This is a genomic window from Lancefieldella parvula DSM 20469, assembly GCF_000024225.1.
GTDB lineage: Bacteria > Actinomycetota > Coriobacteriia > Coriobacteriales > Atopobiaceae > Lancefieldella > Lancefieldella parvula.
On sequence record NC_013203.1, the window covers coordinates 776028 to 800989 of the forward strand.

General features: G+C 44.6%; 25 protein-coding genes and 3 tRNA genes. 27 read left to right on the forward strand and 1 reads right to left on the reverse strand.

Features of this window, described 5'->3' with window-relative positions; all coding sequences use genetic code 11:
* Positions 1 to 101 precede the first annotated feature (101 nt).
* The 18 genes from APAR_RS03580 (at position 102) to APAR_RS03665 (ending at position 18390) form a co-directional block, all read left to right on the forward strand.
* Positions 102 to 1160, forward strand: coding sequence for a deoxyguanosinetriphosphate triphosphohydrolase (locus APAR_RS03580; protein ID WP_012808783.1), 1059 nt, complete (start codon positions 102 to 104; stop codon positions 1158 to 1160).
* Between the two features lie 113 nt (positions 1161 to 1273).
* Positions 1274 to 1615 (forward strand): 50S ribosomal protein L19, encoded by a 342-nt coding sequence (gene rplS, locus APAR_RS03585; RefSeq protein WP_012808784.1) that lies wholly within the window; start codon positions 1274 to 1276, stop codon positions 1613 to 1615.
* A gap of 74 nt (positions 1616 to 1689) precedes the next feature.
* On the forward strand, positions 1690 to 2463 hold the full coding sequence (locus tag APAR_RS03590) for a ribonuclease HII (RefSeq protein WP_012808785.1): 774 nt from the start codon (positions 1690 to 1692) through the stop codon (positions 2461 to 2463).
* A 212-nt stretch (positions 2464 to 2675) separates the two neighbouring features.
* Complete coding sequence (locus APAR_RS03595) at positions 2676 to 3194, forward strand: YraN family protein (protein ID WP_012808786.1); 519 nt, start codon at positions 2676 to 2678, stop codon at positions 3192 to 3194.
* Positions 3191 to 4687: a YifB family Mg chelatase-like AAA ATPase gene (locus APAR_RS03600; RefSeq protein ID WP_012808787.1), complete on the forward strand. Its 1497-nt coding sequence runs from the start codon at positions 3191 to 3193 to the stop codon at positions 4685 to 4687. The genes APAR_RS03595 and APAR_RS03600 overlap by 4 nt, the downstream gene beginning before the upstream one ends.
* Positions 4688 to 4689: 2 nt before the next feature.
* A complete protein-coding gene (locus APAR_RS03605) occupies positions 4690 to 5565 on the forward strand; it encodes a DNA-processing protein DprA (RefSeq protein WP_012808788.1) in 876 nt (291 codons plus the stop codon).
* 17 nt (positions 5566 to 5582) lie between these two features.
* Positions 5583 to 6917 carry a methylenetetrahydrofolate--tRNA-(uracil(54)-C(5))-methyltransferase (FADH(2)-oxidizing) TrmFO gene (trmFO, locus tag APAR_RS03610; protein ID WP_012808789.1) on the forward strand — a complete coding sequence of 445 codons (1335 nt, stop codon included), beginning with the start codon at positions 5583 to 5585 and terminating at the stop codon, positions 6915 to 6917.
* Position 6918: 1 nt separating this feature from the next.
* Positions 6919 to 7836 (forward strand): site-specific tyrosine recombinase XerD, encoded by a 918-nt coding sequence (gene xerD, locus APAR_RS03615; protein ID WP_012808790.1) that lies wholly within the window; start codon positions 6919 to 6921, stop codon positions 7834 to 7836.
* 273 nt (positions 7837 to 8109) lie between these two features.
* A complete protein-coding gene (gene rpsB, locus APAR_RS03620) occupies positions 8110 to 8850 on the forward strand; it encodes a 30S ribosomal protein S2 (RefSeq protein WP_041654258.1) in 741 nt (246 codons plus the stop codon).
* Between the two features lie 53 nt (positions 8851 to 8903).
* Positions 8904 to 9776, forward strand: coding sequence for a translation elongation factor Ts (tsf, locus tag APAR_RS03625; RefSeq protein WP_012808792.1), 873 nt, complete (start codon positions 8904 to 8906; stop codon positions 9774 to 9776).
* 131 nt (positions 9777 to 9907) lie between these two features.
* Positions 9908 to 10630 carry a UMP kinase gene (gene pyrH, locus APAR_RS03630; protein WP_041654260.1) on the forward strand — a complete coding sequence of 241 codons (723 nt, stop codon included), beginning with the start codon at positions 9908 to 9910 and terminating at the stop codon, positions 10628 to 10630.
* Positions 10630 to 11175, forward strand: coding sequence for a ribosome recycling factor (frr, locus tag APAR_RS03635; protein ID WP_012808794.1), 546 nt, complete (start codon positions 10630 to 10632; stop codon positions 11173 to 11175). Before pyrH ends, frr begins: the two co-directional genes overlap by 1 nt.
* Positions 11176 to 11955 (forward strand): undecaprenyl pyrophosphate synthase, encoded by a 780-nt coding sequence (locus APAR_RS03640; RefSeq protein WP_012808795.1) that lies wholly within the window; start codon positions 11176 to 11178, stop codon positions 11953 to 11955. It abuts the gene before it with no gap.
* The gene (locus tag APAR_RS03645) at positions 11955 to 12983 is read left to right on the forward strand and encodes a phosphatidate cytidylyltransferase (RefSeq protein WP_245526044.1); all 1029 of its coding nucleotides are present in this window, start codon (positions 11955 to 11957) and stop codon (positions 12981 to 12983) included. The genes APAR_RS03640 and APAR_RS03645 overlap by 1 nt, the downstream gene beginning before the upstream one ends.
* A 3-nt stretch (positions 12984 to 12986) precedes the next feature.
* Positions 12987 to 14174 (forward strand): 1-deoxy-D-xylulose-5-phosphate reductoisomerase, encoded by a 1188-nt coding sequence (dxr, locus tag APAR_RS03650; protein ID WP_012808797.1) that lies wholly within the window; start codon positions 12987 to 12989, stop codon positions 14172 to 14174.
* Between the two features lie 7 nt (positions 14175 to 14181).
* Positions 14182 to 15552 (forward strand): M50 family metallopeptidase, encoded by a 1371-nt coding sequence (locus APAR_RS03655; protein ID WP_012808798.1) that lies wholly within the window; start codon positions 14182 to 14184, stop codon positions 15550 to 15552.
* 8 nt (positions 15553 to 15560) lie between these two features.
* Positions 15561 to 16634: a flavodoxin-dependent (E)-4-hydroxy-3-methylbut-2-enyl-diphosphate synthase gene (gene ispG, locus APAR_RS03660; RefSeq protein ID WP_012808799.1), complete on the forward strand. Its 1074-nt coding sequence runs from the start codon at positions 15561 to 15563 to the stop codon at positions 16632 to 16634.
* A 40-nt stretch (positions 16635 to 16674) separates the two neighbouring features.
* The gene (locus APAR_RS03665) at positions 16675 to 18390 is read left to right on the forward strand and encodes a proline--tRNA ligase (protein WP_081433512.1); all 1716 of its coding nucleotides are present in this window, start codon (positions 16675 to 16677) and stop codon (positions 18388 to 18390) included.
* A 17-nt stretch (positions 18391 to 18407) separates the two neighbouring features.
* On the opposite strand, the gene APAR_RS03670 is transcribed toward APAR_RS03665, so the two are convergent.
* Complete coding sequence (locus APAR_RS03670; protein ID WP_012808801.1) at positions 18408 to 19196, reverse strand: ZIP family metal transporter; 789 nt, start codon at positions 19194 to 19196, stop codon at positions 18408 to 18410.
* 151 nt (positions 19197 to 19347) lie between these two features.
* Here APAR_RS03670 and APAR_RS03675 point away from each other — a divergent pair.
* The 9 genes from APAR_RS03675 to APAR_RS03715 all read left to right on the forward strand — a co-directional run bounded on the left by APAR_RS03675 (position 19348) and on the right by APAR_RS03715 (position 24946).
* Positions 19348 to 19423: transfer RNA gene (locus APAR_RS03675), tRNA-Ala, on the forward strand.
* Between the two features lie 40 nt (positions 19424 to 19463).
* Positions 19464 to 19539, forward strand: a tRNA-Ile gene (locus APAR_RS03680).
* Between the two features lie 140 nt (positions 19540 to 19679).
* Positions 19680 to 20057 carry a hypothetical protein gene (locus tag APAR_RS03685; protein WP_012808802.1) on the forward strand — a complete coding sequence of 126 codons (378 nt, stop codon included), beginning with the start codon at positions 19680 to 19682 and terminating at the stop codon, positions 20055 to 20057.
* A 67-nt stretch (positions 20058 to 20124) separates the two neighbouring features.
* On the forward strand, positions 20125 to 20532 hold the full coding sequence (locus APAR_RS03690; protein ID WP_012808803.1) for a hypothetical protein: 408 nt from the start codon (positions 20125 to 20127) through the stop codon (positions 20530 to 20532).
* Positions 20533 to 20563: 31 nt separating this feature from the next.
* Positions 20564 to 20638, forward strand: a tRNA-Val gene (locus APAR_RS03695).
* Between the two features lie 129 nt (positions 20639 to 20767).
* Positions 20768 to 21160, forward strand: coding sequence for a VOC family protein (locus APAR_RS03700; RefSeq protein WP_012808804.1), 393 nt, complete (start codon positions 20768 to 20770; stop codon positions 21158 to 21160).
* Positions 21161 to 21228: 68 nt separating this feature from the next.
* On the forward strand, positions 21229 to 23247 hold the full coding sequence (locus APAR_RS03705; protein ID WP_012808805.1) for an ABC-F family ATP-binding cassette domain-containing protein: 2019 nt from the start codon (positions 21229 to 21231) through the stop codon (positions 23245 to 23247).
* A gap of 104 nt (positions 23248 to 23351) precedes the next feature.
* Positions 23352 to 24032, forward strand: a complete 681-nt coding sequence (locus APAR_RS03710; RefSeq protein ID WP_012808806.1) for a site-2 protease family protein — start codon at positions 23352 to 23354, stop codon at positions 24030 to 24032.
* Positions 24032 to 24946: a segregation and condensation protein A gene (locus APAR_RS03715; RefSeq protein ID WP_012808807.1), complete on the forward strand. Its 915-nt coding sequence runs from the start codon at positions 24032 to 24034 to the stop codon at positions 24944 to 24946. Before APAR_RS03710 ends, APAR_RS03715 begins: the two co-directional genes overlap by 1 nt.
* Positions 24947 to 24962: the final 16 nt, after the last annotated feature.

A 24962-nucleotide genomic window follows, 5' to 3' on the forward strand; every position in this document is an offset into this window, starting at 1 on the left:
CATAATGCAACAAACTTAAGAGGGCGGCTTCGGTCGCCCTCTTTTGCTAGATAGTAACAACCTGCTATTATGTGGTAAAGATGCAGGTACAAGGAGGCTCTATGTTATCCATTCAACGAGAAGATCTGGAAGCTCGTGAGCATCAAATCTTATCTCCTGAAGCGGCTTTTTCTGATCAAAGTAAAGGCCGTGCGGTGGCAGAGGAGCCTGACCAGTATCGTACGTGTTATCAGTGCGATAGAGATCGTATCCTTCATAGTAAGAGCTTCAGAAGACTTGCTCACAAGACACAGGTTTTTCTCGCCCCAGAGGGGGATCACTATAGAACTCGTCTTATCCATACGCTTGAGGTTTCACAGATTGCACGCTCAATTGCACGACCTCTTGGCTTAAACGAAGATCTAACTGAGGCAATTGCGCTTGGACATGATTTGGGCCATACGCCGTTTGGACATATAGGTGAAAAGGCGCTTTCGTTTGCTATTAGTCTGTACAGAGGAATGGATCCTGATGCTCCAGAAAATGAGTATATTTTTGCTCATAACCAGCAAAGTGCTCGCATTGTTGAGTATTTAGAGAAAGACGGACAGGGTCTTAATCTTTCGTATGAGGTTGTTGATGGTATTAGATGTCACTCAGGTAACCTACGTGCAGAAACGGCAGAAGGAAGAATTGTTGCTATCTCAGATCGTATTGCCTATGTAACACACGATATTGATGACGCAAAACGCGCCGGCCTGCTTTCGGAGGAGTATCTTCCAACTGAGGCTCGCGAGGTGTTGGGCAATAGTTCGCCTGAGCGTATTGAACATATGGTTCATGATATTGTCTCTGAGAGTTCTCGAGTAGGGGACATTAAGATGACTGACTCTATGTGGAGTGCCATGATGACCATGAGAGCTTTTCTGTTTGCTAATCTTTACGCATCAGGTGACGCAAAATATGAAGAACCTAAAGCGTATGATCTCATCATTGAGTTATTTGATTACTTTGTAAATCATATGGATGAGGTTCCTGCAGAGTATAAGTGTCATGATTGTGATCACCCAGAGATTCAAGTTGCAGATTATGTTTCAGGTATGACTGATAGATATGCAACGAGAGTGTTTGAAGATCTTCGTCTACCTCGTTCCTGGGGTAAAAGAAGATATGTAAAGTAAGTTTTATTCAAACTAACCCTTGTACAGTGGAAAGTATTCACGTATACTTTCCGTCTGTGTGTTAACTATGTGTCGTTCGCAAGTGCGTCGGCACCTCTAGAGATGAGGAAACAATGGACTACATTCGCGCTATTGAGCGTCAGCAGATTCGCGAGGACATTCCTGAGGTTCGCGTTGGTGACAATGTAAAGGTTCACTATCGCATTGTCGAAGGCGATCGTACTCGTGAGCAGGTCTTCCAGGGCGACATCATTCGTCTTTCTGGCGAGGGTTCCCGTGAGACTTTTACTGTTCGTAAAATTAGCTTTGGTGTTGGTGTTGAGCGTACTTTCCCACTTCACTCACCAAAGATTGCTAAGCTTGAGGTTCTTCGTCACGGTGTTGTACACCGCGCTAAGCTTTACTTCCTGCGCGATCGTGTTGGTAAGGCTGCTCGTCTTCGCGAGAAGCGCTAATCAACTTCATATGCTCTTTGAAGCCGCCTTCGGGCGGCTTTTTTAGTACCATTGTCATGTGGTTTGGAGAAAACATGGCTGATTCTGCTAAAGATATAATTGCTCGTTTAAGTGACGCACCAGAAGCTGAAGCATACGAACTCATAGCTCGTTATAGTGAAGATCCTCGTAAACAGGTTATTAAGGCTTTGGAATCAGCTAAAAAGCGCATTGAAAAAGAACATGTTGAGAAAATCCGTGTAGAAGAAATGTATCGCTTTCAGAAAGAATTTTCTGGGGGTGGACTTGTTGTTGGCGTAGATGAGGTTGGCAGAGGCTCTGTAGCTGGACCTCTAACGGTCTGTGCTGTATGTTTACCAGATGAACCTATCATCTATGGTCTTAATGATTCCAAGAAACTCACTGCAACAAAGCGAGAGATTCTTGCTGAACAAATTCAAGAAGTAGCTACAGCCATTGGCATTGCTCACATTTCGCCTCAAAGAATTGATGAAGTTGGTATGGCGCAGTGCCTAAGAGACGCTATGCTGCAAGCTGTTAAAAACACAGGTATTGAACCTGACTGCGTGTTGATTGATGGAAATCCTATGCACATTCATCCCAAAGAGAAGACTCTTGTCAAAGGTGATGCTCGCATTGCGTCTATTGCTGCCGCTTCAATTGTGGCAAAAGTAACGAGAGATGCTCTTATGGTAGCCTATGATGAGGAATATCCAGGCTATTATCTGGCAGAATGTAAAGGATATGCCTCTGCTGAACACATTAAGGCTATTGGCGAGAAGGGACTTTCTCCTATACATCGTGCATCGTTTTGTGGAAACTTTGTTAAGACGCAGAGACTGTTTTAATGCACCTCATTTAAGCAATCAGATTAACTTTCAGATATAAATACACTCCCGTTCATTCTAAGAGGATTGAACGGGCTTTTTCTATAGCTGTGAGACAGTAACATCAAATTTTTTACTTTCGTCAGAATTATTACGCCGTTTAGACAGACAGCAGTCAAGTTAGTGTCAAAGTGCTCCTGCAAACTGAACTCTCCCACAACGAAAGGAGAGCTATGAGCAAGAAAGATGCAAGTAAGAATCAAGGTTCTGCGTCTAATGAGGTAGAGGAGAAACCCTCATTACAGGAAGAGTCAAAAGATCAGGACAAGGTTTCTAAAGAAGACGACGCGCAAGAAAGCAGAATTCCGCTAGAAGAGATGTCTTCTCGTCAAATTGGCGAGAAAGGCGAGGAGATTGCTGCAAAATACCTCATCAAAAGAGGCTACAAAATTATTCAAACCAACTGGACGTGTCAGATTGGTGAGGTTGATATTGTTGCTCAAGATGGCGATAACGTTGTGCTTGTTGAAGTAAAAACAAGGCGCGTCTTGAATAAAGACGATAGCATCATGCCCGAACTGGCTGTAAATAGAGCAAAGCAGGAAAAATATAGGACGCTTGCGCTTATGTATGCAGCGCTTCATCCAGCACTTACCTCTATTAGATTTGATGTTGTTGCTATTAATTTGGTAGCTCCAAGTACAGCAAGTCTAAGGCATTTAATTGGGGCATTTAGCTGGGACGAGCAATGAGTCAAGCAACCATTTGCGTTCATACAGCAACTCTTAGAGGAATTGAGGCAATACCTGTAGATGTAGAAGTGGGGATTTTGGGAGGCATACCTGGAATAACCATCGTAGGCATGCCCGACAGTTCCATTATGGAATCTCGCTCTCGTGTGCGATGCTCACTAAAAGCCGCTGGATTTACCATCCCGCGATTGTTAGTGACAATCAATTTGACGCCTGCAGATATAAAGAAGACAGGTACTGGATTTGATTTGCCCATAGCCGTTGCTATTCTTGCAGCTACTGGACAGATTCCTCAAGAGATTGTGCATAACAGGCTTTTTGTCGGAGAGCTTTCATTAAATGGCAAGATTTCTTCTGTGAGAGGTATGGCGGCATATGCAATGCTTGCTAAGAAACTGGGAATGAAGCTTATTTCTTCTTCAGATTGCAATTTATTTGGATCTGACTGGAGTCATGTTATTGGAATTCAATCATTGCTTAATCTCAGTTTAAGAGATCAATCATTCTGTAAGCCATTAGCCCAGCACCAGCATACTGTTGAAACAGCAATGCTCAGCGATAATTTAGACTTTGAAGAGGTTATTGATCAGGAATTAGTCAAACGAGCAATCATAATCGCAGCCACAGGGAACCTGGGAATGCTCATGATTGGTCCGCCGGGTGCAGGTAAAACTATGCTTGCTAAAAGAATTCCAACTATTCTCCCTGAGCTCTCTAAAGAAGAACGCGATGAGGTGTTGCTTATACATTCAGTGGCGGGATGTGAAACAGATTCTATCCAAGCGGGTGTAAGACCCTTTAGGTCTCCTCATCACTCAGCTTCTGTAGCAGGCATGATTGGAGGCGGCAGACCTGTCATCCCAGGTGAGATTTCTCTTGCCCACAAAGGTGTGCTTTTCTTAGATGAGTTACCCGAGTTTGCTTCAAATACGTTGCAGGTTTTACGTCAGCCTATCGAAGATGGATATGTACGTCTTGCACGAGTTGATGGCATTTATAAGTTTCCTTCTCAGTTCCAGCTTATCGCTGCAGCTAATCCCTGTCCTTGCGGCTATTTTGGTGATAAAACTCATACTTGCAAGTGCTCTCCAGGAAAGATTACTACGTATCAATCAAAAATTGGAGGTCCTTTGATGGATCGAATAGATATTGTTTGTGATGTCGCTCGTCCTTCTTCTGGTCGAGTAATTCAAGGAGAGTTGGGACTTACTTCGTCAGGCATGCGCTCGCTTGTTGTTTCTGGTAGAGATTTTGCTTCTTGGCGAGAAACCCGTAAAGCAGAAGGCACTTCTCGCCAAAAGTACATAGAAAGTTTTGATGAGTTGGCGCTACAACTTTTGCATAGATATGCACGCGGGCTTCATTTAGGCGGAAGAGCAATAACTCGTACCTGCAGAGTAGCAAGGACTATCGCAGACATTGCCCATCATGAAAAGGTAACAAAAGACGACGTATCTGAGGCTGTTGCTTATAGGTCTCGCTCTTTGGAGTAGCTATGGAGAGATGGGAGATTTCATCAGAAGATGAGGACTATCCAAGCGAGCTGTTACTGCTAAATCATCCGCCTGAAATAATCTATGGAATGGGGGATAGAAGCGTTTTGCAATCACCTTGTATGTCTGTAATTGGAGCTCGTCGAGCTACTCCATACGGTATAGCAATTGCAGAAATGGCTGGCAGATGTGCTGCTGATAATAATATTGTTGTGGTATCTGGTGGAGCTCTTGGCTGCGACAATGCGGCGGGTATGGCTGCGCTTAACGCTGGAGGAAAGACTGTTGTGGTAGCAGGTTGTGGTGCAGATGTAACCTATCCAACTACTTCGTTAGATCTTTTTGAAGCTGCGCGAGAAGGAAAGGGAGCAGTCATTTCTTTAGATAGATGGGGAACGCCACCTAGACGTTATGCGTTTCCTAGAAGAAATGCGGTAATTGCGGCATTGGGCAAAGTGTTATTGGTGACTGAAGCGGGTCTTTGTTCAGGTACGATGAGTACTGCCGAGTTTGCCAACTCGCTTGGTAAAACTATTTATGCGATACCTGGATCTATCTTTTCCCTGGCTTCTGCTGGTACTAATAGATTAATCTCTGAAGGAGCTCAAATCATTCCTGATGAGACATCATTAGGCATCGCAATCTCATTAGATTATGATTGTCTGGTTCGGGAACAAATGAAGCAAGATAAGAAGTTAACACCGCTTTTATCTGCGCTTATAGCATCACCATCAAGACCAGAAGAGCTTGCATGGAGGTTATCGGAAAACGTACTTACCGTGCTTAATTCTTTAACTGATTATGAAGCTCGTGGAATGGTAAAAAGATTACCGGATGGAAGGTATACTCCTTCTAAAGAGTTTTATTTGGATTCGTAGTGTGTGATAGGTGGAAAATGTCACAAAAAGTTACTGTGGTAGGTGCTGGTTTAGCTGGAAGCGAATGTGCCTTACAGCTTGCTTCTCGTGGTATTTCTGTTGAGCTAATAGAGCAGCGCCCCGTTGTTTCTTCTCCAGCACATCACACAGATATGTTTGCTGAACTGGTATGTTCTAACTCTTTGAAATCTACCAAGGAAGATTCTGCGGCTGGAATTTTAAAGTCTGAGCTTAAAAAGATGGGAAGCTTTCTACTTTCTCTTGCAGAAGAAAACTCAGTTCCTGCAGGTGGCGCGCTTGCGGTGAATAGAGAAGAGTTTTCAAGGGCGGTTACTGAACAGATTAGAAATCACCCAAACATCTCTGTTACTCATGCAGAGGTAACAGAGCTTTCGGAAGAACCAACAATTATTGCTGCAGGACCACTGTGTTCCGATAGGTTATATGAGGCAATTTCTGAGCGCGTTGGAACCAACAGGATGTCGTTTTTTGATGCAGCGGCGCCTATTGTATCTGAAGAATCAATTGACCGTTCAATTGTATTCTCTCAATCTCGTTATGATGATTTGGGAATTGGCGATTATTTCAATTGTCCTATGAATAAAGAGGAATATGACACTTTTGTAGATGAGTTACTTTCTGCTAAACGTGTTATTGGCCATGATTTTGAGCAGTCTGATTTGTTCCAAGCATGCCAACCTATTGAGGAAGTTGCACGAACGGGACATGATTCCATCAGGTTTGGAGCTCTAAAACCCGTGGGACTTATTGATCCACGAACAGGTAAACGACCCTGGGCGGCAGTTCAGCTTCGTGCAGAAAATACAGCTAAAACTGCATTTAATCTAGTGGGTTTTCAGACAAACCTTACGTGGGGAGAGCAGAAACGTGTATTTACGCTTATCCCAGGATTAGAGAACGCCGAGTTTGTTCGCTATGGTGTCATGCACAGGAACTCTTTTGTCGATTCTCCTCATGCGCTTGACGGCTCGTTTGGAATTCCAGGAACTTCTATTATTCTTGCGGGTCAAATTACAGGTACAGAAGGCTATGTTGAAGCTATTGCTTCAGGCTTGCTTGCAGCGTTAAATATGTATGCACGTCTGTCAGGCAAGAAGACGTTTAAACTTCCTTTGACAACCTCGCTTGGTTCTCTTGTCGGTTATGCAACAAATCCAAAAACCAAAGATTATCAGCCTATGCATGTTAATTTTGGAATTTTTGAGCCTTTGGACGAACATATTAAAAGAAAAGATGAACGTCGTCAGAAAATGATGGAGCGTGCTCATAAAGATTTTGATGACTATATTGCTTCTCGCCAGGAGCTTTTTGATTGCGTAAAGCGTGATTAATATGGGCATTTCTAAAGTGCAGAGTAACCAAGTTGAACAATTCATTGAGTATTTACATAAGGTTAGAAATCTCTCCGAGAATACTTTGAGGTCTTATCAAACTGACCTTTTATCATTTGCGCAGTGGTGTAGTAGAGAAAATGTTGATTTAACTCAAGTTGATCATAAAAATCTTCGTTTGTATTTGGCCTATCTCAAACAAGCTCAATATTCAGCTAAAACGCTTAACAGGCATCTATCGGCGTTGCGTGGCTTTTACAAATGGATGCAGCGAGAAAAACTGATTGCTACTGATCCTGCTCTTGCACTTAGTAATCCCCGAGCTCCACGCAATCTTCCACATACCATGACTGATTCTGATGTGAATAGACTTTTGGAATCATGTGACGTTTCAACTGCAGCAGGTCTCAGAGATAGAGCATTTCTTGAGTTTTTGTACGCAACAGGTGCTCGTATTTCTGAGGTAGCAACGCTCAGACTTGAGCAGGTTGATCTACAAAATGGAACAGTACGTCTATTTGGTAAAGGTTCTAAAGAGCGGATTGTTCCGCTTTATGAGTCTGCAATTGAGTGGCTTAAGAAATATCTTAGATCTTCTCGCCCTACGCTTTTACTAAAAGATAAAACAGGACGCGTACATTCAGCTCTTTTTATTTCCGTAAGAGGAAATAACATGAGCGCAGATTCATTGCGCAAGGTTTTCTCGTCATATTTAACGGCTGCAGGACTGGATAGCTCACTATCACCACATGCCATGAGGCATACATATGCTACGGAGCTTCTTGGTGGCGGAGCAGATCTACGTATTGTGCAGGAGCTATTGGGACATGAGTCTCTTTCAACTACGCAGGTTTATACACATCTTTCGGTTGATAGACTTAAAGAAGCGGCGAAGGCAGCTCATCCAAGATCAAAATAGGATACGTGAGTTGTTTGAGCTGGCTACGCATCTTGAATACGTCTATATTTGGGCGGTATTTGTAGAGGTTATGGTCTAAATTCTTTATAGACGTAGCCCTTGTTTTCCTGTTATACTTTCAAAAGTTGTGTAGAAGCACAGCATGCTGTTACCAAACAGCAAAAAATCGCACGTACGACCACTTGTTTGCCGTGGTGCCTAACGCTAAGCCAGGTGTTGGGTGGTTTTAACAAGGCTTGAACTCGTACGGAGGAATAACCAATGGAGGTAAAAATGGCTGCAAAGATTACTATTCAGACTCTTCTGGATGCTGGTTGCCACTATGGTCACCAGACTCGTCGTTGGAACCCTAAGATGAAGCCATACATCTTTGGTGATCGTAACGGCATTTACATTCTTGACCTTAAGCAGACTATGCTTGGCGCAGATGCTGCTTACACTTTTCTAAAGAATATTGCATCTAAGGGTGGCCGAGTTCTTTTTGTTGGCACCAAGAAACAGGCTCAGGAGCCAATTGCTACTGAGGCTACTCGTGCAAACATGCCTTATATCAACCAGCGCTGGCTTGGTGGTATGCTCACCAACTTTGTTACCATGCGTTCCCGCATTAAGCGCCTTGAGGAGCTTGAGGCAATGGTAGAGGATGGCCGTATGGCAACTCTTCCTAAGAAGGAGCAGGCTCTTAAGAACAAGGAGCTTACAAAGCTTCAGCTTAACCTCGGCGGCGTCCGTGATATGACTTCTCTTCCACAGGCTCTCTTTGTTGTTGACTCTAAGCGTGAAGAGAACGCAATTCGTGAAGCAAATCGTCTCCATATTCCAGTTGTCTCCCTTCTTGACACCAACTCTGATCCAGATGTTGTTGATTACGGCATTCCTGCAAATGACGATGCTATTCGTTCCATTTCTCTTATGTGTCAACTTGCTGCAGACGCAATTCTTGCAGGCAGTGGCAAGGAGCAGATTTCTGCTGAAGAGATGGGCGCTGAGTCCAAGACCCCAGCTGCTGAGTAACTCTTAGCAACGGGTTAAATAATTAATTATTCAGTAGATTTTGGGAGGAAAACATGGCAGAGATTACCGCAGCACTTGTTAAGCAGCTTCGTGATATGACCAGCTCTCCTATGATGGAGTGCAAGAAGGCACTTGTCGAGGCTGAGGGCGATATTGAAAAGGCAGTAGATATTCTTCGTACTATGGGCGTTGCTAAGGCAGTTAAGCGCGCTGGCCGTGATACCAACGAGGGTACCATTGCTACTTTCATCAGCCCAGACGGTAAGACTGGCGCAATCCTTGAGCTCTCTTGCGAGACTGACTTTGTTGGTACTAATCCACAGTTCACTGGCTTTGCTGGCGATCTTGCTGCAGTTGTTGCCGAGAGCAACCCAGCTACCCTTGAGGAGCTGAAGGCCGCTAAGCTTGGCGACGAGACTGTTGACGAGGCAATCACCGATAAGATCCACAACATCGGCGAGAACATGCGCGTTCTTCGTTTTCAGCGCGTTGAGGCTACAAATGGTGCTCTTGCTAGCTATATCCACCTTGGTGGCAAGCTCGCTGACATTGTTACCTTTGAGTTCAACAAGCCAGAGACCGCTGAGTCTCAGGATTTCAAGAACTTCGCACATGATGTTGCTATGCAGGTAGCTGCAGCTGCTCCAGTTGCTGCTCGCCGTGAGGATGTTCCACAGGACATTGTTGATCATGAGCTCTCCATTTATAAGGCACAGGCTGCTGAGTCAGGTAAGCCTGAGGCTATTCAGGAGAAGATGGCTTATGGTCGCCTCGAGAAGTACTACAAGGAGTATGTCCTTACTGAGCAGGCATTTGTTAAGGACCCAGATATGACTATTTCTGAGTATGCAAAGCTGCTCTCCAAGAAGGTTGACGACGAGGTTAAGATTGTCAGTTTCGTGCGTTTTGCTTTTGGTGAAGAGTAAGACTTTTTACTTTAATTATTTTGAGCCGGTTGAAGACAACCGGCTCTTTTTTTACCGCGATTCCTGCAAAACTTGCGGTGTCGTTTGTTAAAATTATTACAACTATGGCAAACGGAGAGAGCGAGGAAGCTTTGTCTTCAGCTAAATACAAGAGAGTACTTTTAAAGCTTTCTGGTGAAGCATTGATGGGTGAGCAATCCTTTGGCATTGACCCCTCAATTCCAGAAATGCTTGCTAAAGAAATTAAACCTGTTTGGGAGTCTGGTGTACAGATTGCCATTGTTGTTGGCGGCGGAAACATCTTTAGGGGCGTTTCTCAGGCAGCAGCTGGTATGGATCGTGCCCAGGGTGACAACATGGGTATGCTTGCAACCGTAATCAACGCTCTTTCTCTCCAGGATTGTTTTGAGCGTAATGGCATGGATTGCCGTGTTATGAGCGCAATTTCTATGGCTCAGGTTGCAGAGCCTTATATTCGTCGTCGTGCTATTAGACACCTTGAGAAGGGTCGTATTGTCATCTTTGCTGCAGGTACAGGTAACCCTTACTTCACCACTGATACTGCTGCAGCTCTTCGTGCTTGCGAGATTGGCGCAGAGGCTCTGATGAAGGCAACAAAGGTAGATGGCATTTACGACTGCGATCCTGTTACTCATGCAGATGCCGTTAAGTTTGACACTGTCACCTACAAAGATGTTCTCGCCAAAGAACTTAAGGTTATGGATGCCGCAGCAATTGCACTGTGCAAAGACAATAAGATGCCAATTCTTGTATTTGACATGCAGTCTGAAGGCGTTTTCATGAAGGCAATTTCTGGAGAAGAAGTCGGTACTACTGTCGTCGAGGAGGACTAATGAGCGTTCATTCTGATAAGGCTAAGCAGTCTATGGAGAAGTGCATTGAGGCACTTAAGAATAACTTTGGTCGTGTCCGTACTGGTCGCGCAAATCCACATGCACTCGACCACATTAAGGTTGATTACTATGGTCAGCCAACTCCAATTTCTCAGCTTGCGGCCATTAAGGTTCCAGAGGCATCTATGCTGCTTGTTGAGCCATGGGATAAGACTGCTCTAAAGAGTATCGAGAAAGCCATTGAATCTTCTGATTTGGGCATCACTCCATCTAATGACGGATCTGCTATTAGACTTCCTTTTCCAATGCCAACTGAGGAACGTCGTCGTGAGCTTGCCAAAGAATGCTCTCAGATTGCTGAGGAGGCTCGTGTAGCTATCCGTAACGTTCGTCGTGATATTAACGGCAAGATTGAGCGCGATGAGGAGCTCTCTGAGGACGATCAGAAGCGCGAGAAAAATGGTATTCAAAAGCTGACAGATACCTATATCGCACAAATTGAATCTCTTCTTAAGACTAAGACTTCAGAAATCATGGAGATTTAAGTGCAGTTTGATACAGACAAACTCGTCCAGTATTTCTCTGACGCGCCAGAAGATATCAGTCTTTCTGATATCAATTTAGAAACTATTCCGTCTCACGTTTCCATCATTATGGATGGAAACGGTAGATGGGCTACAGCTCGCGGTCTTGATAGAACAGAAGGTCACAAGGCTGGTGTTCTTTCCTTGCGCGAGGCTGTTACTACAAGTGTGCGCCTCGGGTTGGACGTTCTGTCAGTTTATTCGTTCTCTACTGAAAACTGGAAACGTCCCCAGCACGAGGTTGACTTGCTCATGCGTCTTTTTGCAGAGACATTGCTCAAAGAACTTCCACTGTTCTACCAGGAGAATGTCAAACTACGTTTCTTTGGTGATCTTGAGGCTTTACCAGAAAAGACTCGCAAGACTTTCCAGCGCGGACTTGATGAAACTGCACAAAACACTGGTATGACTTTTGCGTTAGCGGTTAATTATGGCTCTCGTGCAGAGTTGACTAGGGCAGCTGTTTTTCTTGCTAATCAAATTGCTGAAGGTAAAGTCTCTGCTGATTCGGTAACTCCATCAGATTTTGAGAAATACCTCTACACAGCTGGACTTCCTGATCCAGATCTTTTGATTCGTACCTCAGGAGAGCTTAGGCTTTCTAACTATTTGTTGTGGCAGCTGGCTTACTCGGAGCTGTATGTCACGCAAACTTACTGGCCTGACTTCTCTAAATGGGATGTTTTGCGCGCCATTAAGGACTATCAGGGTCGCGAAAGGCGATTCGGAGGAGTGAAATAGTGGTGGACAATACGCACAATTCCAAAAAATCTACCTCTAGGCTTGACGCTGAATCTCAGGTTAATCCTGAAGAAATGGGTAGTGTTGGAATTGATAAACAGATTGAAAAGCTGGAGGTTCGTCGCTCAATTAAAGAGCTACAACGAGCCGCTGGTAACCTTATGGGTCAGCGAGTCCGTGATGTTACCGAGAAGCTTTTGACTAGAACTCTGTCTGGCGTAGTCTACGCAGCTATTGTACTTGCTGCCCTTTTTGTGGGTAAAGAAGCCACCATCGTTTTGATTGCTGGCATGGCATGGCTGTGTTGTTCTGAGTTCTTTCACATCTGCCGTATGGGCGGACGTATGCCAAACGAGCCTCTTGGTCTTGTTTTCTCGCTTATTTTTCCAATAATTGCGTATTTTGGTCACATTTTTCCGTTAGCGTTCTCTTTGCTTTTAATTATTCTATGCGGGCTTTGGTACGTCTTTACTCCACGAGCAAATCTTGCAGACGTAGCAGTTACAGCCTTTGGACCACTGTATACGTCACTCTCGCTTTCAACAGTAGTGCTACTACGGTCAACAGAGCCCAGTTTTTCTATTCCTTGGATTACGCTTGCTGTTATGCTTTCTGTTTGGGCTAACGATTCATTTGCGTATTTATTTGGATCTAAATTTGGCAAGCATAAACTGGCTCCAAGGATTTCTCCAAATAAGAGCTGGGAGGGCTTTTATGGTGGCCTTTTTGGCTCAATGCTTGTGTGGTTCTTGATTGCTGTGTTTGGCGCAATTAATATGAACCCTCTCTTTGCGTTGCTTTTTGGCGTAACTGAAGGCATTTTCTCCGTCGTTGGAGATCTATTTGAGTCTCGTATTAAGCGAGGCGTAGGACTCAAGGACTCTGGCTCAATTATGCCTGGTCATGGAGGCCTGCTTGATAGAACCGATTCGATGATTTTTGGAACTATGGCGGCGTTTCTTCTCTTCCAGCTTGCCGTACTCTTTAGCCAGGTCAAGCTTCCAATTGCGTCGCCGTTTGGAGCATAAGTTTTGAGCATTTTTGAAGATACTGCGCCTCATGCTGTTCGGCATGAGCCTCTACGCGTTGCTATTCTTGGAGCTTCAGGTTCTGTGGGTATGCAAACGCTTGATGTATGTCGTCATTTTCCGCAAAAGATTGAGGTAGTTGCACTTGCAGTGCGCTCGTCGGTAGAGTTTGCTGTGAAGGCAGCAAATGAGTTCAACTGCAAATACGTTGCTTTTGCTGACGAAAGTGTCAAAGACAACGGGCTTCTCGATGTACTGCCACAAGGCTGCGAAACAAGCTTTGGTTCCAAAGCTGTTCAAGCGCTTGCGGAGCTGGACGAGGTTGACTGTGTAGTTAATGCAGTGGTGGGAGAGGCTGGTATTTACGCTGGTCTAGCTGCTGTTAAGGCTGGTAAAGTGCTGGCATACGCTAACAAGGAGTCAATTGTCGTTGGCGGAGACCTTTTGATGCCTCTGGTTAAACCTGGCCAGCTTATTCCTGTTGATTCTGAGCACAGCGCCATCTTCCAGTGTCTCATTGGCGAGAATCCCGCTGATATCCAGAGGATTTGGCTTACCTGTTCTGGTGGTCCGTTCTTCGGACGCACTAGGGAAGAGCTGGTGCATGTTTCGGCTGACGACGCTTTGGCACATCCAACTTGGAAGATGGGTGCAAAGATTACTATTGACTGCGCCACGTTGATGAATAAGGGTCTTGAGCTCATTGAGGCTCATCATCTCTTTGATATTCCTATGGATAAGCTTGAGGTTCTGGTACATCGTCAGAGCCGCATTCACTCCATGGTTGAGTTTGTGGACGGCTCTGTTAAGGCACAACTGGGAGCTTCTGATATGAGGCTGCCTATCCAGTTTGCTCTGAGCTATCCTCATCGCTGGCCAGCAATTTCTAAGCCGGTAGAGTGGCAAGAGACGACTCCTCTTACAGGAGATTATGCTGACGAGAAGACCTTTGGATGCCTTGCGCTTGCTCGTCATGCGGGTACTGTTGGCGGAACGCTGCCGTGTATTATGAACGCAGCAAATGAAGTTGCTAACTATGCATTTAGACAAGGAAGATGTTCATTTCTTGATATTGAGGCTATTGTTGCAAAGACTATGAATGCCTCTGAAGTTCAAAGGGTAGAAGACCTTCAACAGTTGACGCTTGTAGACGCACAAGCACGAGCTTTAGCTCGTTCTTTTGTGGGATAGGAATTTAGTGAATTTGTTAGCCATTCTTTCACCAATTTTTTGGGGATTGCTTGTTCTCTCGCTTCTTGTATTTGTTCACGAGGCTGGTCATTATGGCATGGCTCGTCTGTGTGGCGTTCGTGTTACTGAGTTTTTCCTGGGCATGCCGTTCAGGTATAAGCTTTCTCACAAGAGCAAGAAATACGGAACCGAGGTTGGAGTAACACCGCTTCTTTTTGGCGGCTATACTCGTATCTGCGGCATGGAAGGTGAGCTTGACGAGCTATTGCCGCAGGCTCTGATGAGCGTTCAAGAGGCAGGTATGCTTGAGGTTGGCGCTCTTGCTGCAAAACTAAACTGCGAGGATGAACGTGCATTTAGCCTGCTGTACACTCTTGCAGATTGGGGCTCTATTGAGCTTGTTAAAGAGTCAGAATCAGAGGAGCTGGCTCACACTGTGTTCCAGACCCTTGCACGAGATGCTGAACTTCGCTGTGAGTATGACCGTGGTCATAATTTTGAGTTGGAAGGCTCAACTGCAGCGGGAGAGCCTCGTGTTCCGCAAATGTCTACAGAGGAATTTTTTGCTCAAGAGAAGGCTCATACCTATGTCGGCGTAAATGTCCCCAAACGCCTGCTTATGATCTTGGGTGGACCCTTGGTCAACATTGCGCTTGCTTTTTTATTAGTTGTTGGTTCTTTGATGTTTGTTGGTGTTCCTACCGCTCAAAATAAGGCACAGTTGGGGTCTGTTGAGTCAAACTCTTTAGCTGCTATTTCAGGTCTTAATCCGGGAGATACCATTCTTACCTTTAACGGAGTAGAGGTACATACCTGGGAAGAACTCACTGTAGCTATTAAAGAAGCAATGTCTGCTGATGGAAAGGATATTCCTGTCACCTATGATCGTGGTGGCATTCAGCTTGAAACTACAATCAAACCTGTTTTGCGTCCTGACGATAAAATCATTGGCGTGTCACCTGTGATGATCACGTATCACTTTTCGTTTATTGATGCATCTGCTGCAGCTGTATCGTATGCCGCACAGGTTGGTCAATTTGCTCTAAGATTGCTCATTCCCACACAGACTATGGAAGTTCTCAATCAGTCATCTTCTGTTGTAGGAATTTCTGTTATGGCTTCAAAAGCTGCGGCAGAGGGTTTCTCTACCCTTATTATGCTAGTAGCAGCTATTTCTATGTCTCTTGGGTTTATGAATCTTTTGCCCATTCCACCTCTTGATGGTGGAAAGATTCTGATTGAGGTTATTCAGATTATTGTTAGAAAGCCACTGTCTATCAAAGTTCAAAATATTTTGTCTTATATTGGACTGGCATTTTTCCTGTTTGTATTTGTTGTTGCACTTCGAAACGATATTCTTCATTTACTTTTTAGGTAGCTGATTTTATGTCTGAGCTTGCTCGCACAAAAACCCATCCCGTAATGGTTGGCCCCGTTCAGGTTGGTGGAGGTGCTCCCGTTTCTGTTCAGTCAATGTGTACTACCAAAACAGATGATGCAGATGCAACGCTTCATCAGATCAAAAAGCTTGCAGAGGCTGGTTGTGAGATTATTCGTGTAGCAATTCCTGACGCAAAAGCACTTAATGGTTTTGAAGAAATCTGTAAATACTCGCCACTGCCTGTTGTTGCCGATATCCACTTTGACTATAAACTTGCGCTCGAGGCTGCAAAGAGAGGTGCAGCAGCACTTCGTATTAATCCAGGCAATATTGGTTCTATGGAGCGCGTTGACGCTGTTATTGATGCAGCTAAAGAAGCTCATATTCCTATCAGAATTGGCGTTAATGCAGGGTCTCTTGCTAAGGAATTTGATACAAGACAAGACATGACCCTTGTTGAGAAACTTGTGGCATCGTCAAAGTCATTTGTAGAACACTTTTCTTCTCGTGGTTTTGACAATATTGTCTTGTCAGCAAAAGCACACGACGTTCCAACTACGCTTGCTGTGTATCGAGCACTTTCCAAAGAGCTCCCACAGATTCCTCTGCACGTAGGTGTTACGGAGGCTGGCGCGTTGAGGCAGGGAACTGTAAAGAATTCTGCTGCTGTTGGTATTTTGCTAGAAAGTGGTATTGGCGATACTATGCGTCTCTCTTTGACAGCTGATCCGATAGAAGAAGTTCATGTGGCGTGGGAACTTCTTGCAGCTCTTGGTATGCGTCGCATTAAACCAGAGCTTGTGAGCTGCCCTACATGTGGCCGATGTGGTGTTGACATGATTCCTATTGCAGAAGAAGTTACTAAGCGCCTTGATGGTGTTCGTGCTCCAATTTCTGTTGCTGTAATGGGATGCGTTGTTAATGGTCCTGGTGAAGCTAAGGGTGTTGACCTTGGCGTTGCCTGTGGCAAAGGCCAGGCTGTTTTGTTCGAAAACGGCAATCCTATTAGAAAAGTTCCTGAAGATAAAATTGTTGATGAGTTATTCACTGAAATTGAGAATCGTTTTGGCAAAAAATAAGTAAACTATACGTATTACTTCATATTGAAAGGAAATTATCTTGAAGCACTGGATGCGCATGTCTTCTTTGTATGCACCAACACTTAAAGAAGACCCAGCTGAGGCTGTACTTGCAAGTCACCGCCTGCTCCTTCGTGCTGGCATGATTAGAAAAACTGCCGCCGGTCTTTATTCTTATTTGCCACTTGCATGGCGCTCTCTTTTAAAGATTGAGGCTATCATTCGCGATGAGATGGACGGTATTGGTGCTCAGGAGATTCTTGTTCCCATTATGACTCCTGCTGAGCTCTGGGAAGAGTCAGGTCGTTGGGATGTCTACGGCGATGAGCTGATGCGCATGCACGATCGTCATGATCGTCAGTTTGCCCTTGGCCCAACTCATGAGGAAACCTTCACAGATCTTATTAGAAATGAGCTCAAAAGTTATAAACAGCTTCCAGTAACGCTCTATCAGATTCAGGATAAGTTCCGTGATGAGCGCCGCCCACGCTTTGGTCTTATGCGTGGCCGCGAGTTTATTATGAAAGATGGTTATTCCTTCTCGGCAAATCAAGAGTCACTGCAAGAGTGTTATGACCAGGAAAAGGTTGCTTACCAGAACGTTTGTGACCGTACGCGTCTTAGAGCTTTGCAGGTAGTTGCAGACTCTGGTCAGATTGGTGGAGACACTTCTGTTGAGTTTATGGCGCTGGCAGAGGCTGGTGAGGCAAGTCTGGTTTACTGCGATTGCGGTTATGCTGCAGATACTGAGGCAGCTGCTGCGAAGATTAAGGTAGAGGAGCGTGAGCCTGGTCAGATGTGTGAGATTCATACCCCTGATATTGGCTCCATTGATGACGTCGCTGAGTTCCTCCACGTTTCACCTGCAGCAACACGCAAGGCTCTTGCGCTTGTTGATGGAAACGGTAAGCCAGTTGTGTGCTTTGTACCAGGTACACATGAGCTCAACGAGGTTAAGGCCGAGCACGCTTTTGGTGAGTACCACATGATGACCGATGAAGAGCTCGATGAGTTTGGCCTTATCAAGGGCTTTATTGGACCTGTTGGTTTACCTGAGGGTATTCGTGTTGTCGGAGATCTTTCTCTTGAGGACACTCAGTGGTGGCTCTGCGGTGCTAATAAGGCAGACTACCACCTTGATCACGTTGAGCTTGGTCGCGATTTTGAGATTAACGAGTGGAAGGATCTTGTCACTTCTCAGGAGGGCGACATTTGCCCTGAGTGTGGCCTTCCTTTACATGCCGCTCGTGGTATTGAGGTTGGTCAGGTATTCCAGCTTGGCACTAAATACTCTTCAGCACTTAATGCTACCTTCACCGATGAAAACGGCCAGGACAAGCCTCTGGTTATGGGTTGTTATGGCATTGGTGTTTCCAGACTTCTTGCCGCTGTCGTTGAGCAGTACAATGACGAGAAGGGCATCAAGTGGCCAGTTTCTGTTGCTCCTTATGAAGTTTCTGTTCTTTGCCTTTCTAACAAAGACCCAGAAATCTGGGACGCAGCAGGTGCAGTAGCTGACGCCTGTGTTGCTGCTGGTCTTGAGACTGTTGTCGACGATCGCGTAGAGCGTCCAGGCGTGAAGTTTGCAGACGCTGATCTTATTGGTTTCCCGTGGCAGGTTATTGTGGGCAAGAAAGGCGTTACAAACGGCATCGCAGAAGTTAAAGAGCGAGCTACCGGTGAGCGCTTTGAGGTTGCCCTTGATGAAGTTGCTTCTTGGTTGGCAGAAAAGATTCTTCCAGAGCGTGAGCTCTAAAAAAGAGCGCTTGGCTATTAACCAAGCGCTACATCAAGTGTCATCATTACACTAAAGCCTAATGCGAAGGCAAGTACTCCAATGTTTGAATGCTTGCCTTCACTCATTTCTGGGATAAGTTCTTCTACAACCACGTATATCATGGCTCCTGCTGCAAAGCTTAACAGATAGGGAAGAACTGGAATAACAAGCTCTGCAGCAAGAATGGTAAGTACTGCTCCAATAGGCTCTACAATGCCAGATAAAATTCCTAAGATAAGCGATTTACCTTTAGAGGTACCACCAGCGTGGAGAGGCATAGAAATAATGGCTCCCTCAGGAAAGTTTTGAATAGCAATTCCAAGCGCTAGAGCCATAGCTCCTGCATAGGTAATATTAGAATTTCCTGAAACCCAACCAGCAAAAACAACACCAACTGCCATTCCTTCAGGAATATTGTGGAGTGTTACCGCTAAAGCCATAAGTGTTGATTTCTGCCAGCTCGTTTTAATTCCTTCGGCCTCTTCGTCTGTTTCTCCTAGATGGAGGTGGGGAATTACATGGTCAAGCAGCAGCAAGAAAAGAGTACCTATCCAAAATCCGATTACTGCAGGAATGAAAGCAAGTGGACCCATTGCCTCAGAGGATTCAATAGCCGGAATCAATAAACTCCAGATAGAGGCAGCAACCATGACACCGGCAGCAAAGCCTGTAAGCGCGCGCTCTACGGTACGATTTAATGCTTTCTTCATAAACAGTACCATCGCTGCGCCTAGTGAGGTTCCTGCAAAAGGAATCAAAACCCCTTGTATTAGTTCTGTATTCATTTAAAACTCCGATAAAGTGTCAATTTAGAGTATTCATTACTACTTGCTTACCCAGCATACTTTATGCAAATTCGCTTTATATGCCATTAATTACAAAATTGTCGAGAAAAACAGAGCTTTGGTTTGCTATAGTATTTCCCGCACCACGTTCGGGGAATTAGCTCAGCTGGGAGAGCGCATGACTGGCAGTCATGAGGTCAGGGGTTCGATCCCCCTATTCTCCACCATGCATTCTGGCGGCGGCATCAGTCGTCGCTTTTTTCTTACGGGCTCATGGCGCAACGGTTAGCGCAGGGGACTCATAATCCCTGGGTTGGGGGTTCAAATCCCTCTGGGCCCACCAAATACACCTGTGGCGAGAAATCCCTTGGTTTTCTCGCCATTTCTTTTACCGAAACTCTCTACCGTTTAATGATTCGATTACGTAATTTATATAAAAACGGGTAAAATAACCGTCAGTTATAACTTGTAGATAGGGGATACATGACTCCTGAGACTCGTAAGATGAAGCTTTTTAGTCTGGCACTTTTGATTGGCGGACTTTTAGGCCTTGTCAATGTTGCAGTTCTTGTAATTGGAGCTGGACCATCAATTGATTCTGCTCTATTTTTACTTGCAAGTATGATTTCCCTTCTTACGGGTGGCTATGCAGCTAGAGAAGCAAATGTTCCTAATAGAGCTGCGGCTGCATACCCCATGATTTTTGGTTCGTGCATTGTGCTGGCAGTGACGGTTGTAGCTCAACTGATTTTAAAGCCTTCTGTTACGTTGCAGTTCATTGAGCTGTTTGCGCTATTGGCAATGGTAAGTGCTGTTGCTCGAGGATCTCACAAAGTTAAAAAGTCTATTGAAGCTAAATAAGTTAATTTCTCACTCTAACGCCTCATTTGTACATTTGCCTTTGTGAACTGACTTGTTGGGGGTTTGTATGGATCGTGGAACTAAGTTGATGATGGCGCTTTCTTCTATGCTTGGAGCGCTCGGCGTTGCTGGTATTGTCATTTTTGCTTTTTCAGTTGGCTATGGTCGTTTTTCTTCGAGCATGATTGTGCTTCTCTTGTGCAGCTTAATGTCAGTATATTGTTGCTTTATTCTGCAAAAATGCATTAGTTTGGCAAAAGATTTTGATAAAACACACGGTATTGTTCGCCTTGTTGCTGGCATTGAGCTCATTCTCTTTACTATTGAGTGGGTCTTTGTCTCACAACTTTCTTCGCAACCCATGGTAATTTCACCAATGATTCTTCAGCTCATCTTCCTGGGAATCATCCTTTTTCAGATGAATAAAGTTATGTCAACGTATTCGACATCAAGAAAGTCAAAAGCTAGAAATTAGCGTCATTGTTTGTTATTATTGCAAGTCGTTCGGGCGATTGGCTCAGGGGTAGAGCACTTCCTTCACACGGAAGGGGTCGCTGGTTCAAATCCAGCATCGCCCACCATAGAATTTTAAGGGCCTAGGTTTCTGGGCCTTTTTTGTTAGTACTTAGTTACGTTATTAGTTAATATTTGATGCAATTATTACACCTTAAGGATTTCCTAATATATTTGAAGTCTAGGAAAGGGAGACCATGACAGATTCACTTAACACAGCCAGTTCAATTAATCCTGTTGAACAGTTTGACATGTACGTTGCTCACGTTGGCATTAATGCAAGTAATGCGGACGAGGCAGAAAAAATTGCAAATCTGTTTACCATTTTTATGGGACTTCCAACTGTTGAGCAACCGCCTTCATTCTTTGCAGGTACCCTGGTTGAAGTTATGAAGCAAAATGGTCGAGGTACAAAGGGTCATATTGGCTTTCACGTCAATAACATTTCTGCTGCTGAGAAATACTTTGTTAGTCGTGGCTTTGAAATTGATGAGACCTCTAGAAAGCTTAATTCAGACGGTAGTACGTTTTTGGTCTATTTCAAAGACGAGATTGCTGGCTTTGCTATCCACCTCACAATGGATAAGTAAATAATTCACCATGTAAATCAAGTGAATGACTTATACTTATCCAGTTCAGATATGTATGAGGAGTTCACTTGATTGCTCTTGCGGATAAGATTTCAAAGTCATTTGGCGGCAGAGTCCTTTATTCAAATGCAACGCTTCAGCTCAACGCAGGAGAGCGTTGGGCTTTAGTTGGTCCTAATGGTGCCGGTAAGACAACACTTCTGAAAATCATTATGGGCCTTGAGTCGGCTGATGAGGGAACCGTTACCTTTGCAAAAGACGCCACCCTTGGATACCTTGAGCAAGAGACAGAGCTTATGGGGGACAGGACTGCTCTTAATGAAGTTATTGAGTCCGCTCATGAGATTAAACAGTGGGAGCGAAAGATTAACGATCTTTCTCTCAAGATTACTGAAACTCCTGAAGGTGCAATACTTAACAAGTATCTGGATGACTATGCTCATGCCATGGAACGCTTTGAACGTCTTGGCGGCTATGAGCTTGAAAGCAAGGCTCGTCAGATTCTTGCAGGTCTCGGTTTCCCGGTAGAAGACTTTGATAAGCCTGCTAAGGAGTTTTCAGGTGGCTGGCAGATGCGTATCTCTTTGTCAAAGTTGCTGCTGCGTCGTCCTGATGTTCTTCTTCTGGATGAGCCAACTAACCATCTTGACCTGGAATCTGTTCAGTGGCTTGAGAGGTTCTTATCGTCATATGACGGTACAGTTTTGCTGGTAAGTCATGATCGTTCGTTTATGGATGCTTGTGTGACGCATGTTGCAGCACTAGAGAATCGCATGCTGGTAACGTATACTGGCAACTATTCCGGTTATCTTCATCAGCGAGAAGAAAATCTTGAGCAGCTTCGTGCTAAACGTGCAGCTCAAGAGCGCGATATTGCTCACATGGAGACCTTCATTGAGCGCTTTAGGTATAAGCCAACTAAGGCCAAACAGGTACAAGAGCGCGTGGCAAAGGTCGAGAAGATCCGTGAAGAGCTGGTAGTTCTTCCAGAGCAGTCTCACCATATGCATTTTAAGTTCCCAGATCCTCCCCGTACCGGAGATACCGTTATTTCTCTTGAGGGTGTGGCAAAATCATATGAGGATAACTTTGTCTACGATAACGTTGATCTCAAACTATATCGCGGAGATCATGTAGCTCTTGTTGGTCCTAACGGAGCTGGTAAATCTACTCTAATGAAGCTTATTGCTGGAAAGCTTCAGCCAGATACAGGAGAGATTAGCCTTGGTCAAAATGTCACTGAAGCCTACTATGCACAGCATCAGCTTGAAGAACTTAATCCAGCAAATACAGTACTTGCAGAGCTTGACACGGTTGCTTCGGGGTGGACTACCTCTGAAGAACGCAGATTGCTTGGTGCATTCCTTTTCCACGGTGATGATGTAGAAAAACGTGTGAATGTACTTTCTGGTGGGGAGCGTGCTCGTTTAGCGCTCGCAAAAATGTTGGTTTCTCCAGATCCACTTTTGCTTCTGGACGAGCCAACTAACCACCTTGATATTGATTCCGTTGATGTTCTGGAGAAGGCACTTATTGACTTCCCGGGAACCATTATTTTAATCAGCCATGATGAGCACCTTATTAGAGCTGTAGCAAATAAAGTTGTAGATGTTCGTGATCATAAGGTAATGGTTTATGACGGTGATTACGATTACTTCCTCTTTAAACTTGCTGAGCTTCAAGCAGCAGCTCAAGAGGAGTTGTCGAACAAGACAGTATCCTCGTATGGTACATCGGGTGCAAGTTTAGTTAAGAGCACCGCACCAAAGGTAGGTCAAGCTGTAGGATCTTCTCGCAATGTGAAGACCAAGGAGCAGAGAAGGGCTGAGGCGGAAGAGCGCAATCGTAGAAGTCGAGCGCTTAGAGAGACCAAGAAACGTCTGGATGAGGTTGAAGCGGCACTTACTCCTGCACACAAACGCTACGATGAGCTCATGGCGCTTATGGCTGATGAAGCCCTCTATAATGACCAGCAAAAGTTTGATGAGTGTATGACTGAATATCAGGCACTTTCCAAAAAAATTCCTGCTCTTGAGGCTGAGTGGTTGGAGCTTTCTGAAAAAATGGAAGCAGACATTGATGAGTAGGTAGTTTTACCATTCTTGGGTAAAATTGTTTTGTGTTTGAAAGTTTTTAGATTGTAAGTACATATTTGCATTGTTTTTTTGCAGATATTGAGAAAAGGATTGTTGTGCCAACTGCTTTAACATCAGTTTCATCACTTTTGACAACGCTTGCTGAATTTGCGCTGGTAATTTTTGCTATCGTGATTCATGAGGTTGCACATGGCTTTGTGGCATATAAATGTGGTGATTCTACGGCAAAGATTTCGGGTCGTTTGACACTCAATCCATTGGCTCACATTGACTTGTTTGGTACAGTCCTTCTGCCGCTTATGCTTGTTTTAATGGGTGGACCTAGCTTTGGATATGCAAAACCCGTTCCATATAATCCCAATAATCTTAAAAATCGTCGCCGTGACGAGATTCTAGTAGCACTTGCTGGTCCAAGTTCTAACATCTTACAGGCGTTTCTTGGTGCGCTTCTGTTGCGCCTACTCAATGCAGCAAGTAATGCTTTTGGTGCATTCTTGAATCCACTGGTGATGTACTACGTGTCATCATTAGTTGTTTTCTATATCCAGATTAACGTAAGTCTGGCTGTTTTCAATATGCTGCCTATTCCGCCTTTGGACGGCTCTAAGCTGCTGCTTTATTTTTTGGGTGAGAAAAACCGTCAAAAGTTCTATGCCATTGAACCCTATTGCATGATTGCTGTTGTTGGTTTGATGTTCTTTGCACCTGGCTTTTTCTCATCCATCATCGGTGGCATATCTAACGTCATTTTGAGTCTACTTGCGAGAATCATCTAATGTCGTACAAAGTAAATACTGCAACATATTCCGGTCCTTTTGATCTGCTACTTCAACTGGTAAGTAGACAGAAAGTTGCCATTGGCTCTATTTCTATCTCTGAGGTGGCCGATCAGTACTTAGCAGAAGTTGACGCTATGGAGGAGCTTGACCTAGACGTTGCCAGCGACTTTGTGCTTGTTGCGTCAACGCTTTTGGACATGAAAGCACACGCATTGGTTCCTCAAGATATTTCACTCAAAAGCTCATATGATGAAGAAGAGTATGATGACGAGCTTGATGGACTTTCTCCTGATGAGGCCCGAGAAGTTCTTATTGCTCGTCTTATTGCCTATAAGCAATTTAGAAACGCTGGTGCGGCACTAGGTAGCCGCATGGAGGCAGAATCATACATGTTCCCACGTTCAGTGGGTCCAGATCCTGATTTCTTGAACCTCATGCCAGATTATCTTGAAGGAATCACACTTAGAAGTCTTGCAGTCATTTGTGCTGACATTGACTCAAAACGTGAGACATTCTTACTTGAAGCAGAACATGTGGCTCCAAAAAGGCTTCCTGTGGCTTTGACAGTTGCTTCAGTGGATCGTCTGACGCGTTCTAAGGGCAAAGTAACATTCTCTGAGCTGTTGGATGGTCAGGATACGCCAGAGATTGTGGTTGCAAACTTTTTGGCAGTGCTTGAGCTTTTTAAGCGCGGTCTCGTGCGCGTTCAGCAGGACGCTATCTTTGGCGAGATTGAAATTGAGCACATAGAGGGCGCAGATTCATATCAGCTTGATGAGTCGGTTCTCCTGGAGCTGGAAGAGCTTTCTGGTGATGAGCCAAATCTTGAAGGATTAAATTTGTCTCAAAATGCGCTTCAAGACGTCCAGCAAACACTTTTATCCTTGACTCATACGCCCAATGAAGTATAGAAAGAGGCGGAATAAC

Bases quoted from the DNA above. Each gene is read 5' to 3' on its own strand.
- APAR_RS03580 (WP_012808783.1), top strand. From the start codon at position 102: ATGTTATCCATTCAACGAGAAGATCTGGAAGCTCGTGAGCATCAAATC.
- rplS (WP_012808784.1), top strand. From the start codon at position 1,274: ATGGACTACATTCGCGCTATTGAGCGTCAGCAGATTCGCGAGGACATT.
- APAR_RS03590 (WP_012808785.1), top strand. From the start codon at position 1,690: ATGGCTGATTCTGCTAAAGATATAATTGCTCGTTTAAGTGACGCACCA.
- APAR_RS03595 (WP_012808786.1), top strand. From the start codon at position 2,676: ATGAGCAAGAAAGATGCAAGTAAGAATCAAGGTTCTGCGTCTAATGAG.
- APAR_RS03600 (WP_012808787.1), top strand. From the start codon at position 3,191: ATGAGTCAAGCAACCATTTGCGTTCATACAGCAACTCTTAGAGGAATT.
- APAR_RS03605 (WP_012808788.1), top strand. From the start codon at position 4,690: ATGGAGAGATGGGAGATTTCATCAGAAGATGAGGACTATCCAAGCGAG.
- trmFO (WP_012808789.1), top strand. From the start codon at position 5,583: ATGTCACAAAAAGTTACTGTGGTAGGTGCTGGTTTAGCTGGAAGCGAA.
- xerD (WP_012808790.1), top strand. From the start codon at position 6,919: ATGGGCATTTCTAAAGTGCAGAGTAACCAAGTTGAACAATTCATTGAG.
- rpsB (WP_041654258.1), top strand. From the start codon at position 8,110: ATGGCTGCAAAGATTACTATTCAGACTCTTCTGGATGCTGGTTGCCAC.
- tsf (WP_012808792.1), top strand. From the start codon at position 8,904: ATGGCAGAGATTACCGCAGCACTTGTTAAGCAGCTTCGTGATATGACC.
- frr (WP_012808794.1), top strand. From the start codon at position 10,630: ATGAGCGTTCATTCTGATAAGGCTAAGCAGTCTATGGAGAAGTGCATT.
- ispG (WP_012808799.1), top strand. From the start codon at position 15,561: ATGTCTGAGCTTGCTCGCACAAAAACCCATCCCGTAATGGTTGGCCCC.
- APAR_RS03670 (WP_012808801.1), bottom strand. From the start codon at position 19,196: ATGAATACAGAACTAATACAAGGGGTTTTGATTCCTTTTGCAGGAACC.
- APAR_RS03685 (WP_012808802.1), top strand. From the start codon at position 19,680: ATGACTCCTGAGACTCGTAAGATGAAGCTTTTTAGTCTGGCACTTTTG.
- APAR_RS03690 (WP_012808803.1), top strand. From the start codon at position 20,125: ATGGATCGTGGAACTAAGTTGATGATGGCGCTTTCTTCTATGCTTGGA.
- APAR_RS03700 (WP_012808804.1), top strand. From the start codon at position 20,768: ATGACAGATTCACTTAACACAGCCAGTTCAATTAATCCTGTTGAACAG.
- APAR_RS03715 (WP_012808807.1), top strand. From the start codon at position 24,032: ATGTCGTACAAAGTAAATACTGCAACATATTCCGGTCCTTTTGATCTG.